The organism is Pseudomonas sp. NPDC089996 (assembly GCF_044748405.1).
Classification (GTDB): Bacteria; Pseudomonadota; Gammaproteobacteria; order Pseudomonadales; family Pseudomonadaceae; genus Aquipseudomonas.
In genome coordinates this window covers 97,390-110,633 of sequence record NZ_JBIVGA010000015.1, presented here as the reverse complement: position 1 = coordinate 110,633, position 13,244 = coordinate 97,390, and the positions used below count along the sequence as shown (strand labels likewise).

Annotated in this window: 17 protein-coding genes and 2 tRNA genes; 12 read left to right on the top strand and 7 right to left on the bottom strand. The window is 62.0% G+C overall.

All coding sequences use genetic code 11. The features are described from left to right. Nucleotides 1-58: 58 nt before the first annotated feature. Entirely contained in the window at nucleotides 59-418 is a 360-nt protein-coding gene (locus ACIPW4_RS22915) for a hypothetical protein (RefSeq protein ID WP_400661769.1), read from the bottom strand. 159 nt (nucleotides 419-577) lie between these two features. On the opposite strand from ACIPW4_RS22915, the gene ACIPW4_RS22910 reads away from it, so the two are divergent. The 8 genes from ACIPW4_RS22910 (at nucleotide 578) to csrA (ending at nucleotide 6,447) form a co-directional block, all read left to right on the top strand. Further along, on the top strand, nucleotides 578-880 hold the full coding sequence (locus ACIPW4_RS22910) for a DUF1883 domain-containing protein (RefSeq protein WP_016487931.1): 303 nt from the start codon (nucleotides 578-580) through the stop codon (nucleotides 878-880). 7 nt (nucleotides 881-887) lie between these two features. Then, entirely contained in the window at nucleotides 888-1,058 is a 171-nt protein-coding gene (locus ACIPW4_RS22905; RefSeq protein ID WP_400661766.1) for a hypothetical protein, read from the top strand. A 24-nt stretch (nucleotides 1,059-1,082) separates the two neighbouring features. After that, nucleotides 1,083-2,159: an NAD(P)H-dependent flavin oxidoreductase gene (locus tag ACIPW4_RS22900; RefSeq protein ID WP_400661763.1), complete on the top strand. Its 1,077-nt coding sequence runs from the start codon at nucleotides 1,083-1,085 to the stop codon at nucleotides 2,157-2,159. A gap of 225 nt (nucleotides 2,160-2,384) precedes the next feature. Beyond that, entirely contained in the window at nucleotides 2,385-3,143 is a 759-nt protein-coding gene (gene modA / locus ACIPW4_RS22895; RefSeq protein ID WP_400661761.1) for a molybdate ABC transporter substrate-binding protein, read from the top strand. After that, entirely contained in the window at nucleotides 3,143-3,823 is a 681-nt protein-coding gene (gene modB, locus ACIPW4_RS22890; RefSeq protein ID WP_400661759.1) for a molybdate ABC transporter permease subunit, read from the top strand. The genes modA and modB overlap by 1 nt, the downstream gene beginning before the upstream one ends. 1 nt (nucleotide 3,824) lies before the next feature. After that, the gene (gene modC / locus ACIPW4_RS22885; protein WP_400661757.1) at nucleotides 3,825-4,916 is read left to right on the top strand and encodes a molybdenum ABC transporter ATP-binding protein; all 1,092 of its coding nucleotides are present in this window, start codon (nucleotides 3,825-3,827) and stop codon (nucleotides 4,914-4,916) included. 56 nt (nucleotides 4,917-4,972) lie between these two features. Then, nucleotides 4,973-5,995: a DNA topoisomerase IB gene (locus ACIPW4_RS22880; protein ID WP_400661756.1), complete on the top strand. Its 1,023-nt coding sequence runs from the start codon at nucleotides 4,973-4,975 to the stop codon at nucleotides 5,993-5,995. 254 nt (nucleotides 5,996-6,249) lie between these two features. Then, nucleotides 6,250-6,447 carry a carbon storage regulator CsrA gene (csrA, locus tag ACIPW4_RS22875; RefSeq protein ID WP_012315047.1) on the top strand — a complete coding sequence of 66 codons (198 nt, stop codon included), beginning with the start codon at nucleotides 6,250-6,252 and terminating at the stop codon, nucleotides 6,445-6,447. 69 nt (nucleotides 6,448-6,516) lie between these two features. Here csrA and ACIPW4_RS22870 read toward each other — a convergent pair whose 3' ends face one another. The 4 genes from ACIPW4_RS22870 to ACIPW4_RS22855 form a co-directional block, all read right to left on the bottom strand. Beyond that, complete coding sequence (locus tag ACIPW4_RS22870; protein WP_400661754.1) at nucleotides 6,517-6,870, bottom strand: response regulator; 354 nt, start codon at nucleotides 6,868-6,870, stop codon at nucleotides 6,517-6,519. A gap of 11 nt (nucleotides 6,871-6,881) precedes the next feature. Next, nucleotides 6,882-8,327 carry an ATPase domain-containing protein gene (locus tag ACIPW4_RS22865; protein ID WP_400661752.1) on the bottom strand — a complete coding sequence of 482 codons (1,446 nt, stop codon included), beginning with the start codon at nucleotides 8,325-8,327 and terminating at the stop codon, nucleotides 6,882-6,884. A gap of 5 nt (nucleotides 8,328-8,332) precedes the next feature. Continuing rightward, complete coding sequence (locus tag ACIPW4_RS22860) at nucleotides 8,333-9,523, bottom strand: nitrogen regulation protein NR(II) (RefSeq protein ID WP_400661750.1); 1,191 nt, start codon at nucleotides 9,521-9,523, stop codon at nucleotides 8,333-8,335. 80 nt (nucleotides 9,524-9,603) lie between these two features. After that, entirely contained in the window at nucleotides 9,604-9,891 is a 288-nt protein-coding gene (locus ACIPW4_RS22855; RefSeq protein ID WP_400661748.1) for a hypothetical protein, read from the bottom strand. Between the two features lie 203 nt (nucleotides 9,892-10,094). On the opposite strand from ACIPW4_RS22855, the gene ACIPW4_RS22850 reads away from it, so the two are divergent. Beyond that, nucleotides 10,095-10,179, top strand: a tRNA-Leu gene (locus ACIPW4_RS22850). A gap of 104 nt (nucleotides 10,180-10,283) precedes the next feature. Continuing rightward, nucleotides 10,284-10,697, top strand: coding sequence for a DoxX family protein (locus ACIPW4_RS22845; protein ID WP_400661747.1), 414 nt, complete (start codon nucleotides 10,284-10,286; stop codon nucleotides 10,695-10,697). A gap of 1 nt (nucleotide 10,698) precedes the next feature. On the opposite strand, the gene ACIPW4_RS22840 is transcribed toward ACIPW4_RS22845, so the two are convergent. Next, the gene (locus ACIPW4_RS22840; RefSeq protein WP_400661745.1) at nucleotides 10,699-10,893 is read right to left on the bottom strand and encodes a hypothetical protein; all 195 of its coding nucleotides are present in this window, start codon (nucleotides 10,891-10,893) and stop codon (nucleotides 10,699-10,701) included. A gap of 817 nt (nucleotides 10,894-11,710) precedes the next feature. On the opposite strand from ACIPW4_RS22840, the gene ACIPW4_RS22835 reads away from it, so the two are divergent. Then, nucleotides 11,711-12,385, top strand: coding sequence for a polysaccharide lyase family 7 protein (locus tag ACIPW4_RS22835; RefSeq protein WP_400661742.1), 675 nt, complete (start codon nucleotides 11,711-11,713; stop codon nucleotides 12,383-12,385). A gap of 230 nt (nucleotides 12,386-12,615) precedes the next feature. Beyond that, a complete protein-coding gene (locus ACIPW4_RS22830) occupies nucleotides 12,616-12,936 on the top strand; it encodes a hypothetical protein (protein WP_400661739.1) in 321 nt (106 codons plus the stop codon). Nucleotides 12,937-13,058: 122 nt separating this feature from the next. On the opposite strand, the gene ACIPW4_RS22825 is transcribed toward ACIPW4_RS22830, so the two are convergent. Then, nucleotides 13,059-13,132, bottom strand: a tRNA-Cys gene (locus ACIPW4_RS22825). Nucleotides 13,133-13,244 lie beyond the last annotated feature (112 nt).

Below are 13,244 nucleotides of genomic sequence, written 5' to 3'. Positions count from 1 at the left end.
GCTCGAACCGATCAAGGGATGGCAATTGGCCTATTAACCGCGAATCCGTTGCGCCAGATCAACTGCCGGAGATGCACTTGGTCGCCGCAGTGCGCACATCACCCAGGCGCAGCGGGAAGTTGTTCAGGCGCTCATGCAGCTTGATGCTGCTGCCACTGCCACGCTTGTCGATATCGACGAGTGCAGCGGGGCCGGCGCCTGCCGTGAGCTTCTGCGGCACGATCAGGCGCAGGCCATCATCACGCTGCTCTTCGACCAGAGGGTCACGGGTATCGGCCAGATGCGCCTTGATGCAATCGGCATACTCACGGGGCGTCTTGCCAGACATCACATCCAGGGTTTCATGGGATTGCTCAAGTTCCGACACGCTGACACAGCCGCCCAGCGTCAGGGTCAACGCCGCCACCATCCACTTCATTTGCCGCACCTCGAATGACAAGAGAGCGTAGGACAACAGCCAGGCGTTTTTGCTCCGTGCTTTGGCAGTTTTATCTGCCTGGTGCCATCAGGCGCGGCAGCATCAGCCGACATCGTGGTATCGTTCGCCTTTGCAGAACCATTCCTTGCGGAGCACCCCATGAAATTCGTACACCAGCGCGAGCACCTCAACGAGGACGATATCGTCGTCATCGAGTGCTCCCAGCGCTGCAACATCCGCCTGATGAACGACGCCAACTTCCGCAGCTTCAAGAACGGCGGCCGGCACACCTACCACGGTGGGCAGTTCGTAGACTTCCCGGCCAAGATCACAGTGCCGAGCACCGGGTTCTGGAACATCACCATCGACACCGTGACCACCCGGCCGATCTCGGTTACACGCAAGCCAACCTTGAGCCACAAGATCAAGATCATCCGCCGTTCATCTTCGAAACTCCGGTAAGACCGTCATGACCCAGAACATCAAATACGTCATCAAGTACAAGCTCGACGGCCAGCGCCGCTGGGACTTCGCAGTGATGGCCGACGCCTCTCACGAACAGGCCATGGAAGCACTGCGCAAGATCCACGGCGAAGACGCCGAAAAAGTCAGCGACATCCAGGTGAGCAAAGCGCTGTAAGGGAACAGCAACAAGGAGAAGCGCATGAGCAACTGGCCCGACCGTCGTATCCTCGATCTGCTGGGCATCGAGTTGCCCATACTCCAGGCGCCCATGGCCGGCGCCAGCGGTTCGGCCATGGCCATTGCCGTGGCCAGGGCTGGCGGCCTGGGCGCCCTGCCCTGCGCCATGCTCACGGGCGACCTGCTGCGCGGCGAGATCGAAGCCTTCCGCACCGCCTGCCCCGACCACCCTCTGAACCTCAACTTCTTCTGCCACCAGCCGCCAGCGCCTGACCCTGAGCGCGATACCCACTGGAAGCAAGCGCTGAAACCGTACTACGCCGAGGTCGGCGCCGACTTCGATGCGCCCACGCCTGTTTCCAACCGTGCACCGTTCGACGAACAGAGCTGCGTGCTGGTAGAGCAGTTGCGCCCGCAGGTAGTGAGTTTCCACTTTGGCCTGCCGGAAGCAGCGCTGCTGCGGCGGGTCAAGGCCACCGGCGCCAAAGTGCTGTCCAGCGCGACGACCGTTGAGGAAGCGCTGTGGCTCGAAGCCCACGGCTGCGATGCGATCATCGCCATGGGCTATGAAGCCGGCGGCCATCGCGGCATGTTCCTCAGCGACGACATCACCAGCCAGATCGGCACGCTCGCCCTGGTGCCGCAGGTCGCCGACGCGGTGCGCTTGCCGGTGATCGCCGCCGGCGGTATCGGCGACCACCGCGGCCTGCTGGCGGCCCTGGCCCTGGGCGCCAGCGCCGTGCAGATCGGCACGGCCTACCTGTTCTGCCCGGAAGCCAAGGTCTCCCCTGCCCACCGCCATGCCCTGGACAGCGCAGCGGCCAGCGACACGGCCTTGACCAACCTGTTCACCGGGCGCCCGGCACGAGGCATCAACAACCGCATCATGCGCGAGCTGGGGCCGATGAGCGACCTGGCCCCGCGCTTTCCGCTGGCCGGTGGCGCGCTGATGCCACTGCGGGCGATTGCCGATGCACGGGGCAGCAGCGATTTCAGCAACCTGTGGTCGGGGCAGGCGTTGCGGTTGGGTCGGGCTATGCCGGCTGAGCAGCTGACCCGGGAGATGGCCTCAAAGGCATTGGCGCAGATGGCTCGGTAAGGCTTTAAACTGTTTCTGCTACTTCGCGGGCTCGCCCGCTCCCACAGGGATCGCACAGCTTCTCAAACCTGAGCAGTATCTGTGGGAGCGGGCGTGCCCGCGAAGAGGCCATCGCTGCCACCCATTACTTTCAAGCTATAACCCTCCCTCCTGCCCCTTCCCGACAAATGGCCTGTCGCTATATAGTTCGCACTATAACGATAACCACCTCAAGGAGCTGTCTTCATGCGTATCCGCCCGTACCACTTATGCGCCACTGCCCTGGCCAGCCTGATCACCCTCAACAGCGCCTGGGCCGACGAAGTACAGGTTGCAGTCGCCGCGAACTTCACCGCGCCGATCCAGGCCATCGCCAAAGACTTCGAGAAGGACACCGGCCACAAACTGGTCGCCGCCTATGGCGCCACCGGGCAGTTCTACGCGCAGATCAAGAACGGCGCGCCGTTCGAAGTGTTCCTCGCCGCCGACGACACCACCCCGAAGAAGCTGGAAGAGGAGAAGGAAATCGTCCCCGGCTCACGCTTCACCTACGCCACCGGCACCCTGGCCCTGTGGTCGGCCAAGCCTGGCTACGTGGACGACAAGGGTGAAGTACTGAAGCAGAACCAGTTCCAGCACCTGTCCATCGCCAACCCGAAAGCCGCGCCTTACGGCCTGGCCGCCACCCAGGTGCTGGACAAGCTGAAGCTGACCGACGCCACCAAGGCCAAGATCGTCGAGGGCCAGAACATCACCCAGGCTTACCAGTTCGTCTCCACCGGCAACGCCGAGCTGGGCTTCGTCGCCCTGTCGCAGATCTACAAGGACGGCAAGGTCGAAAGCGGTTCGGCGTGGATCGTCCCCGCCAACCTGCACGAGCCGATCCTGCAGGATGCGGTCATCCTCAACAAGGGCAAGGACAACGCGGCCGCCAAGGCCCTGGTCGATTACCTGAAAGGCCCGAAAGCCGCTGCGGTGATCAAGTCCTACGGTTATCAGATCTGATGCCACTGGACGCCAGTGACCTCGGCGCGGTCTGGCTGACCATCAAACTGGCCAGCCTGACCACGTTGATCCTGCTGATCGTCGGGACGCCCATCGCCTGGTGGCTGGCGCGCACGCGCTCGTGGCTTCGCGGGCCGGTGGGCGCCGTGGTGGCGCTGCCACTGGTGCTGCCGCCAACGGTGATCGGCTTCTACCTGCTGATCGCCCTCGGCCCGCACGGCTGGCTCGGCCAGGCTACCCAGGCGCTGGGCCTGGGTACCGTGGTGTTCAGCTTCACCGGCCTGGTGATTGGCTCGACGGTGTACTCCATGCCGTTCGTGGTGCAGCCGCTGCAAAACGCGTTCGGCGCCATCGGCCAGCGCCCGCTGGAAGTGGCCGCCACCCTGCGCGCCAGCCCCTGGGACACGTTCGTTCACGTGGTACTGCCACTGGCTCGCCCCGGCTTCGTCACCGCCAGCATCCTTGGTTTTGCCCACACCGTGGGCGAATTCGGCGTGGTGCTGATGATCGGTGGCAACATCCCGGACAAGACCCGCGTGGTCTCGGTGCAGATCTTCGATCACGTCGAGGCCATGGAATATTCACAAGCACACTGGCTGGCCGGTTCCATGCTGGTGTTCTCGTTCCTGGTACTGCTCCTGCTTTACGCTGGGCGCCGTAGCAAAGCTGGCTGGAGCTGAAATGAGCGCAGCGATAGTGGCGCGCCTGAAACTGGCGCGCGACGACTTCACCCTGGATGTCGACCTGCAACTGCCCGGGCGTGGCATCAGCGCGCTGTTCGGTCACTCGGGCTCGGGCAAGACTTCGTGCCTGCGTTGCCTGGCCGGCCTGGAACGGGCGGCCAGCGCCTACATCGAAGTCAATGGCGAAGTCTGGGAAGACAGCTCATGTGGCTTTTTCCAGCCGCCGCACCTGCGCCCGGTGGGCTACGTGTTCCAGGAGGCCAGCCTGTTCCCGCATCTGTCGGTGCGCGGCAACCTGGAGTTCGGCTGGAAACGCATCGCAGCAGACGCGCGCAAGGTCAGCCTCGACCAGGCCAGCGAGCTGCTGGGCATCGGCCACCTGCTCGCGCGCAAGCCGGCAACCTTGTCCGGCGGCGAGGCGCAGCGGGTCGGCATTGCCCGCGCCCTGCTCAGCAGCCCGCGCCTGCTATTGATGGACGAGCCCCTGGCCGCCCTCGACGGCCCTCGCAAACGCGAGATCCTGCCGTACCTGGAGCGCCTGCACGACGAACTGGATATCCCGCTGGTCTATGTCAGCCATGCCCAGGACGAAGTGGCGCGGCTGGCCGATCACCTGGTGCTGCTGGAACAGGGCCGGGCAATGGCCAGCGGGCCGATCGGCGAGACCCTGGCCCGCCTCGACCTGTCGCTGGCCCAAGGCGACGACGCCGGGGTGGTCTTCGAGGGCATGGTCGTCGGCCACGATCCGCACTACGACCTGCTCGACCTGCGCCTGCCTGGCAGTGACGCTCCGTTGCTGCGCATCGCCCATCCGGCGCACAGCATGGGCAGCACCTTGCGGGTCAAGGTTCAGGCTCGGGATGTGAGCCTGGCACTGCGCGCCGACAGCACCTCGAGCATTCTCAACCGCCTGCCGGTGCGGGTGTGCGAAATACGCCCGGCGGACAACCCGGCGCATGTGCTGGTGAGCCTGGATGCCGGCGGCAACGCCTTGCTGGCGCGCATCACCCGCTTTTCGGCGGACCAGCTCGGCCTGCACCCGGGCCAGTCGCTGTTCGCGCAGATCAAATCGGTGGCGCTGTTGGGCTGAGCATCATCGAAGCGCCCGTTGTCCATTGATCAGTGACCTGATCGAGGCCTGCGCCGATGCCCGAATGCCCTCTGCCCCCCAGCCTGCACTATGTCGACGACAGCCAGCCGGGCCTGACCCGGCGCCGCTGGCGCGACCGCTTCATCTACCTCGACGCCCAGGGGCAGCGCGTGCGCGACAAAGCGACCCTGGCACGCATCGCTGGGTTGGTGATTCCGCCTGCCTACACCGATGTGTGGATCTGCAGCGACCCGCAGGGCCATCTGCAAGCCACCGGCCGCGATGCCCGCGGCCGCAAGCAGTATCGCTACCATACCCAGTGGCGCGAACTGCGCGACCAGCACAAATACGGGCGCATGCTGGCCTTTGCCCAGGCCCTGCCAAAATTGCGTGCGCAACTGGAAACACACCTGGCCCGCCCAGGGCTGGACCGGGAAAAGGTCATGGCGCTGGTGGTGAGCCTGCTCGACCACACGCTGATCCGCATCGGCAACCAACGCTACCTGCGCGATAACCAGTCCTATGGACTGACCACCCTGCGCAATCGCCACGTTCAGGTGCAGGGCAGCACCGTGCGCTTCCAGTTCCGAGGCAAGCGTGGCGTGCAGCACAATGTGACCCTGCGTGACCGGCGCCTGGCCAGCCTGCTCAAGCGCTGCATGGAGCTGCCAGGGCAGGCGCTGTTCCAGTACCTGGACGAAGATGGCCAGCGCCACAGCATTGGCTCCAGCGAGGTCAACGCATTTCTGCAACAGCTGACCGGCGCCGATTTCACTGCCAAGGACTACCGAACCTGGGCCGGCAGCAGCTTGGCCCTGAGCCTGCTCAGGCCACTGGCCTGGGAGCCGGAGAGCGAAGCCAAGCGCCAGGTCGCGACCATCGTCAAGCAGGTTGCCGCCCGCCTGGGCAACACCCCGGCGGTGTGCAGGCGCTGCTACATCCACCCGGCCGTGCTCGAGCATTATGCCCTCGGGCGCCTGGGCGACTTGCCCGGGCGCCGGGTACGCAAAGGTCTGGATGCCGAGGAGGTGGCCTTGCTGCTGTTTCTTCAGGCCCTGGAAACAACAGACGATGATTGAGCCGAACTATTCAGGCCATGATGCAGAGAAATTTCCCATAAAGGGCGAAGCCCCCTATTCTTGCCAGCGAGCACCTTCGCCGACACGCTTGACAGCATTTACCTCGGCACCTGCGACTAAAGACACGCAACAGATTTTGTCTTTCGGGGAATTACTATCCGCCGAAAGCGTCTTTAATGAGAAGGAAGAGGGACACGCTCCCACCGTTGCGGCCCAATGGCCCGGCGGAATTCGACATCACCAAGGAGAATTACATGCTGATACTCACCCGTAAGGTTGGCGAAAGTATCGTCATCAACGATGACATCAAAGTCACCATTCTGGGCGTAAAAGGGATGCAGGTGAGGATTGGCATCGATGCACCAAAGGATGTTCAGGTGCACCGTGAAGAAATCTTCAAGCGCATCCAGGCCGGCAGCCCGGCTCCGGAAAAGCACGACGACCAACACTGACCTGAGCGACTCGCTTCAAGCCGCACGGACGCGCTTGATCGATGGCCGCCGCAAGCCGCAACCCGAACTTCAGGGGCCGAGCAGCTCGCGCACCTTGGCGATCACGCTGTCCATGTCGAATGGCTTGTCGAAGACCGCGGCAAACAGCTCCGGGCGCCCTTGGCTGGCCTGGGCACCGCTCATGAGGATCACTGGCAGGTCAGGCAGTTCCAGCTCTTCTCGAATCGCCCGCACCAGTTCCTCCCCATTGAGCACCGGCATCATGTAGTCGGTGATTACCAGCTCCACACGCTTTTCCTTCAGTGCCTCCAACGCCTTGCGCCCGTTACTCGCCTTCTCCACCAGGTAGCCTTCGTCCTCCAGGGCAAAAGCGAGGATATCGGCTATCAGGTATTCGTCATCGACGACCAGGATGGTATTCATCGGCAGGCCCGTCAGCCCCCTCCTTGCGGCACCGGCGTCCCGGAAAGCACGCCGCAGGCACCCTCGAACGCCCGACGCAGGCTGATGCCCTGAGGCCCGATCAGCAGTTCGTGCAGCGCAGGGTCGTGGTGGCTGTCGCGCACCTTCAAAATCGACAGCATGCGCCGTAGCTGCGAATCTATCTCCACGAAGCGCATCAGCATGAGGTTGTCGACGATGCTCGACAGGTCCGGCGCCGGGGCGGTGATCTCCGAACCGAAGATATCGCGCATCTCCCAGGTGAGCATCACGCTGACATCCCGCGCCCGCAGCTCACCAGCCAAAGCCCGGAAGAACGCATTGAGCCGCGCCGGGTCGATTGCCAGGCGGCTGAACGCGCCCAGGCTGTCGATCAGTACGCGCTTGCTGCCCTGCTGCTCGACACGCTCGAGCAGACGTGCGCCCACCTGATCCAGCAAGCCCTCGGTGGTAGGTTGCCAACACAACTGCAGCGTGCCCTCGCGCTCCTGAGCAGCGAAATCGAAACCTAGCGATGCGGCCTTCAGGCGCAATCTGCCGGGTGTTTCGTAAAAGCCGAAATGCAGCGCCGGTTGCTCGGCGCTGGCGGCAGCGAGAAAAGCCAGGCCCAGGGAGGTCTTGCCGATACCCGAAGGCCCCATCAACAGGCTGACCGAACCGGTGGCCAGGCCGCCGTCGAACATCGCGTCCAGCGTCGCGACACCGGTGCTGACCCGGGACAGCGTCGCCGTGCCGAACTCGCTGGGGTGGCTGTAGAGCGACTCCAGGCGCGGGTAGACGTGCATGCCCGACGCATCGATCAGGCACTCGTGGCGCCCGGACAATGCCGCACTGCCCCGCGTCTTGCGCAGCTGTACGTGGCGCACTGCGCGGCTGCCTACCAGCTGCTCGCCCAGCTCGATCACGCCATCGACCATGGTATGTTCCGGGCTGCCTTCATCGAGCCGAGCACTGGTCAGCAGCAGCACGGTACAGCCGGCGAAGGCCGCGTGGCCCTGCAGTTCCGAGACGAACTTCTTGGTGTCCAGCGTCGTTTCGGCTCGCACCCTGGCATTGAGCAGGCCGTCGACGATCAGCAGGCTGGCCTGCTGCCTGCCGATTTCCTGGCGCAGCAACCTGACCACCGCATCGAGGCCTTCCTGCTCGAGGGCATCGAAGGCACTGACGAACTGGATCTGGTCGCCAACCAACGCCGGGTCGAAGAATTCCAGCGTCGCCAGGTACTGAAACAACCGCTCATGGGACTCGCTGAGCAAGGTCGCAACCAGCACCTTGCCACCATCACGCACGTGGCCACAGGCCAGTTGGTTGGCCAGGATGGTCTTGCCCGCCCCGGGTGGCCCCTGAATGATGTAGGAAGCGCCCGCGACCAGCCCGCCCTTGAGCAGCGCATCGAGCCCCTCGATCCCCGTTACCAGCCGCTTGAGTGCCTGAACCATGGTGGCTACCTGTGGATGTGCGCCCCTTCCTCGGGCTGATAAGCCGGCGAATCCCCTGCCGCAAGCTGATAAGCCGGCAGATAAAGCCGCATGCATGTGCCTAGGCCGGGCGTGCTGTCGACACTGACGGTGCCATTACTCTGCTTGGCGAAACCGTAGACCTGACTGAGGCCAAGCCCGGTACCTTTGCCAAAGGGCTTGGTGGTGAAGAACGGCTCGAAGATGCGCGGCAATACCAGTGGGTCGATACCTTCGCCGCTGTCGTGCACCTCGAAGCACACGAACGGGCCACGCAGCCCCTCCAGCTCGCCCGCCAGATCGACCGCCTTGACCACCATGCGGATGGTGCCTTTCTCGCCAATCGCATCCCGCGCATTGAACAACAAGTTGAGCAGCACCATCTGCAACTGCCCGGTGTCTACTTCGATCAGCGGCAGATCGGGCTGAAGTTCCTCTCGCAGGACGATTTCCCGCGGCAGCGCATGCTCGAGTAGGCCACGGGTCGATTCCAGCAGCGTGGCCGGGGCGATGAGCGCGACATCGAGCTTGCGGTGACGGGCAAAGCTGAGCAATTGCTGGGTCAGCTCGGTGCCACGCTGGCCGGCATCGAGGATGTGCTCGAGCATGCGCTGTACCCGCACCGGGTCCTGGCTGGCCTGCGCCAGACGCGCCGAATTGATGATGATGGTGAGCAGGTTGTTGAAATCGTGCGCCAGGCCGCCGGTGAGCTGGCCCAGCGCTTCGAGCTTCTGCGCCTGGAACAGCTGGGCACGCACGGCGTCGAGCTGCAGCGCCGATTCGCGCCGGTCGGTGATGTCACGGGTGACCTTGGCCAAGCCGACGATCTGCCCTTGTTCGTCGCGGATCACATCCAGCGCCGCCAGGGCCCAGAACTGCGTGCCGTCCTTGCGCACGCGCCAGCCCTCGTCCTGCGCCACGCCCTGCTCCAGGGCTTGCTTGAGCAGGCGCTCCGGGCGCCCTTCGGTGCAGTCCTGGGGGGTAAAGAACAACGAGAAATGCCGGCCGATGACTTCTTCGGCGCGGTAGCCCTTGATCCGCTGGGCGCCCGCGTTCCACGACACTACGTGGCCAGTAGGGTCGAGCATGTAGATGGCATAATCCACCACCGATTGCACCAGCTGCTCGTAGCGGCTGGCGGGCATGACAGGGTGATCGATGCATTCGGCTGAAACCATGCTAACTCCACAGGCACTGCGGGAGGGACCTGATCTATTCAGCAAGCATACCCATCTGCAACAGCTCGCGCTGCAACAGATTATCTGCTCTCGGGTTCGACCATGACCGGACTGATGCGCCGCGGCATTGCCACTTTCAGCAGCCACAGGCTCACCAACAGGATCAGCCCTCCCCCTGCCAGCGCCATCAGGCGCTGTGGTTGCGGGTGTTCGCCATCGAAACCGAGCATCAACAGGTAGCCAGCCAGGGTAATCAGGCTGAGGTACAGAAATGCGCACAGCAGCAAGACCTGCGCGAACAACAGGCGCCAGAACAGCCGAGGCCGAACGGTGCGCCCGGTAACAGCGGAGGGAGTGGCCTGGGGCATGGCGTCACGCTCATTGGATCCAATGGAGAGGGCAACAGTGGCCTAATGACAGCAGGGTGTCAATTACCCATTCCCTTGACACCTTCATCCTTTGATCATAGGCGCTGCGATTGACTCAACTATAACAATGGGTTATAAAGCGCACTTGATTGTCAGGCCCTTCTATCTGGAAGCGCGCCGGTCTACACGACCCTTTCAAGCGTGCGAGTGTGGTGGAATTGGTATACACAGCAGACTTAAAATCTGTCGGCGTGAGCCTTGCGGGTTCGAGTCCCGCCACTCGCACCAAACTTCGTTGAAAAGGCGCCCTTGCGGCGCCTTTTTGCTGCCCGGCAGCAATCCCCGGCGCAACTGCTAGAGTGGAGCTTGTCTCCAGCTACCGGTATGCCGCCATGCGCTACTCCCTGTTCGACGGTCAACGCGACATCATCCTGCTGATCGCCCGCGTGCTGCTCATGATCCTGTTCGTGGTTTCCGGCTGGGCCAAGCTCACCGGTTTCGAAGGCACGGTCGGCTACATGACCTCACTGGGCGCCCCTGCCCCAATGCTGGCAGCAGCGGTTGCGGTGATCATGGAGTTCATCGTCGGCATCCTGCTGATCCTCGGCTTCTACACTCGCCCGCTGGCCTTCCTGTTCGCCTTGTTCGTACTCGGGACCGCGCTGCTTGGCCACCCATTCTGGAACATGGTCGACCCTGAGCGCGCCGCCAACATGACCCAGTTCCTGAAAAACCTTAGCATCTGCGGCGGCCTGCTGGCGCTGGCGGTCAGCGGCCCAGGGCGCTTCTCGGTCGATGGGCGCTGATTCAGTCGTCCAGGTCGTCGTGCCAGGCTGGGTGATCTCGCTCTTCGTCATCGAGGTCATCCAGCAACTCTTCATCTTCTTCGACTTCGTCCTCGGCGCCCTGGGCATCGGCCTCGGGTTCGAAGTCGTCATGGAGGAATTCGTGATCGAGCAGGTGATCGTGCTCAGGCTCGTGCAGGTCGTCTTCGTCGCGCATGGTGGCTCCTGTAAATCTGGCAGGCCTGTATAGGCGCATCGTCGGTCGTGGTCAATGGATTACGGTTAATGCTGACTTAACCGGCCGGCCTCAGGCTGAAACCTCTCCCTTCAAGACGTTCATTGCCCGCCTGCCTGGCGGGCTTTTTTTACGCTTAACGGGTGTCGACACGTCGCCAACGTGGACTTCACGAAATTATGACATGCGCGGTGGCACTCTGAAGCTGCTCCATACGTTCTTTAGACCCGCCACTGGTTTGGCGGGTTTTTCTTTTTCCGGGCATTGGAAATGTGTACCGAAGGTTGTCGCATCAGCCGCCTGAGTGCAGGCGAACGCGACCCTGATTGCCCGCGAACCCTGAATAAAGCCCGGCCCTGAGCCTAATGCTGTTCACTTAAGTCGATGTCACGCTGCTTGGGGCTGCTTCGCAGCCCATCGCAGGCAAGCCAGCTCCTACAGGACCGCGCACATCTTGAAATCTGCGCTGTACCTGTAGGAGCTGGCTTGCCTGCGATGGGCCGCAGAGCGGCCCCAATTGCTTAAGTGAACAGCATTACGGCCCTGAGTCGGGCTTTTCTTTGGCTGCAATCTCAGACCTGGGCCACATTCTTACCTGTCATCACGCTTTACGTATGGGCAGGCGTTGAAAAACGACCATCAAGGTGTACTGTATATTCATACAGCATCCATTTACTCTCGTTACGCGCCCCAAATCATCCGCCTGTGCATTCAAGAGTGCTCAGCCGGATGCGGAGGAACGCATCACGGTTGGTAAGGCAATCGTGCCAGGCCAATGATTTTATCGTCAGGAGTATTTATGACTGTAAACATCAGCAATCTAACGATCGCTACCCCGGTGGCAGTCTCTTCAACGAACCCCGTCGCCCTTGAGCTCAACGGCGCCAAGGCACTGGCTGAATTCCCGAGCGTAGTGAAAGCGCTCAGCGACGGCTCTGTGCAGTTCTCGGCCCCGACCAAAGGGGCTTCGAGCAAGAGCACCCGCAGAACCCGTTGCGAATGGTCGGAAAGCGATGACTGGATGCTGGACAGCGCGGCAAACCACTGGAATCGCCAGACCATGGCACTGATCAAGGTCAACTCCGCGCAGAAGGTGGTGGTCAGCCAGATGCATGTCAGGGGGGATGATAGCCCGCCGGTGAAAGTGTTCTGGAACAAGGGCAACATCACCATGGGCTTCCGGCAGTCCTACAACCAGACCGACCCGGTGAACAGCACCCTTCTGCCGGGTGTGCCGCTCGGCACGCAGTTCGAGGTGATCATCCACGTCACCTCTGCGGGTGTGGTCAAAGTGACCGCCAGATGCAATGGTGCCTCCAAGTCATCGAGTGAACTGCAGCTCGATGATACCTGGGACACTCGCCTGTTCGAGTTCCATGGCGGTATTTACAACCAGGTCGACTATACCGACGCGACACCGGCCACTGATGGCTCGGTGTGCATCATCAGCGAACTGTCGCTCAGTCATGGCTGAGAGCCCGGCAGAATGAAAAAGCCCCGCAGATTTTCATCTGCGGGGCTTTCGGAATGGTGGCTTGATGCCCTTTGGCAGGCCACGCCATTCACGCGGCGGCGGACGAGTAGCGCAGTGATGAGTTGCCGGGCAATCACCGCTCAGCGAGTCGCTGGTCTTGCCGATAAACAACGAAACCCATGATCGTCAGCTAAAGTTTTGATGAGGCATTGAATCGTGAGATAGCGATCATGATAAAACAAGAAGCAGATGAGGTGGTTGAGCGGATCAGGGACGATCTCAAGCGACATGGCGTACTGATCGGCTACGACCCAGAATTTACTACTCCTGAATTCGGGTGCGACCTTGATTATCAGGTTGCTCAGGTCCGAGAGGATCCACAAAACCGAGTTGTGGGTATCGTCATACATGACGAAGGCTTGTGGGCTCAGCTTACGCAAGGGGCCGTGTACCGCTGCATCATCAGTGAATGTGGCGGTAAGCTATTCGGGTTGCCGATCACCATAGAACCTAGAGATGATGAGTCCTACACCATCCAGTACAAACCCTAGGCATCAGCAGGGTAACGGCTAAATACGCGGGGAACTGCATGCCAAACGTTTCGGAACTCATGGCATTTTTCGACCCATAAAGAAAAACCCCGCAGACGTTAATCTGCGGGGCTTTCGAATGGTGGAGGCCGAGGTCGGAATCGAACCGGCGTAGACGGATTTGCAATCCGGAGCATAACCACTTTGCTACTCGGCCTCAAAGTTCGGATCTAGCAGCTTAACGCTTCGCTATCTCCTTGAAACACCGCACCTTTTTCAAAGTTTGCTGCGTTTCGATGGGCGCCATTATGTCTGCATTCCTTCAACCT

Bases quoted from the DNA above. Each gene is read 5' to 3' on its own strand.
- ACIPW4_RS22905 (WP_400661766.1), top strand. From the start codon at position 888: ATGACCCAGAACATCAAATACGTCATCAAGTACAAGCTCGACGGCCAG.
- csrA (WP_012315047.1), top strand. From the start codon at position 6,250: ATGCTGATACTCACCCGTAAGGTTGGCGAAAGTATCGTCATCAACGAT.
- ACIPW4_RS22870 (WP_400661754.1), bottom strand. From the start codon at position 6,870: ATGAATACCATCCTGGTCGTCGATGACGAATACCTGATAGCCGATATC.
- modB (WP_400661759.1), top strand. From the start codon at position 3,143: ATGCCACTGGACGCCAGTGACCTCGGCGCGGTCTGGCTGACCATCAAA.
- ACIPW4_RS22840 (WP_400661745.1), bottom strand. From the start codon at position 10,893: ATGCGCGACGAAGACGACCTGCACGAGCCTGAGCACGATCACCTGCTC.
- ACIPW4_RS22855 (WP_400661748.1), bottom strand. From the start codon at position 9,891: ATGCCCCAGGCCACTCCCTCCGCTGTTACCGGGCGCACCGTTCGGCCT.
- modC (WP_400661757.1), top strand. From the start codon at position 3,825: ATGAGCGCAGCGATAGTGGCGCGCCTGAAACTGGCGCGCGACGACTTC.
- ACIPW4_RS22830 (WP_400661739.1), top strand. From the start codon at position 12,616: ATGATAAAACAAGAAGCAGATGAGGTGGTTGAGCGGATCAGGGACGAT.
- ACIPW4_RS22865 (WP_400661752.1), bottom strand. From the start codon at position 8,327: ATGGTTCAGGCACTCAAGCGGCTGGTAACGGGGATCGAGGGGCTCGAT.
- ACIPW4_RS22845 (WP_400661747.1), top strand. From the start codon at position 10,284: ATGCGCTACTCCCTGTTCGACGGTCAACGCGACATCATCCTGCTGATC.
- ACIPW4_RS22900 (WP_400661763.1), top strand. From the start codon at position 1,083: ATGAGCAACTGGCCCGACCGTCGTATCCTCGATCTGCTGGGCATCGAG.
- ACIPW4_RS22910 (WP_016487931.1), top strand. From the start codon at position 578: ATGAAATTCGTACACCAGCGCGAGCACCTCAACGAGGACGATATCGTC.
- ACIPW4_RS22860 (WP_400661750.1), bottom strand. From the start codon at position 9,523: ATGGTTTCAGCCGAATGCATCGATCACCCTGTCATGCCCGCCAGCCGC.
- modA (WP_400661761.1), top strand. From the start codon at position 2,385: ATGCGTATCCGCCCGTACCACTTATGCGCCACTGCCCTGGCCAGCCTG.
- ACIPW4_RS22915 (WP_400661769.1), bottom strand. From the start codon at position 418: ATGAAGTGGATGGTGGCGGCGTTGACCCTGACGCTGGGCGGCTGTGTC.
- ACIPW4_RS22835 (WP_400661742.1), top strand. From the start codon at position 11,711: ATGACTGTAAACATCAGCAATCTAACGATCGCTACCCCGGTGGCAGTC.
- ACIPW4_RS22880 (WP_400661756.1), top strand. From the start codon at position 4,973: ATGCCCGAATGCCCTCTGCCCCCCAGCCTGCACTATGTCGACGACAGC.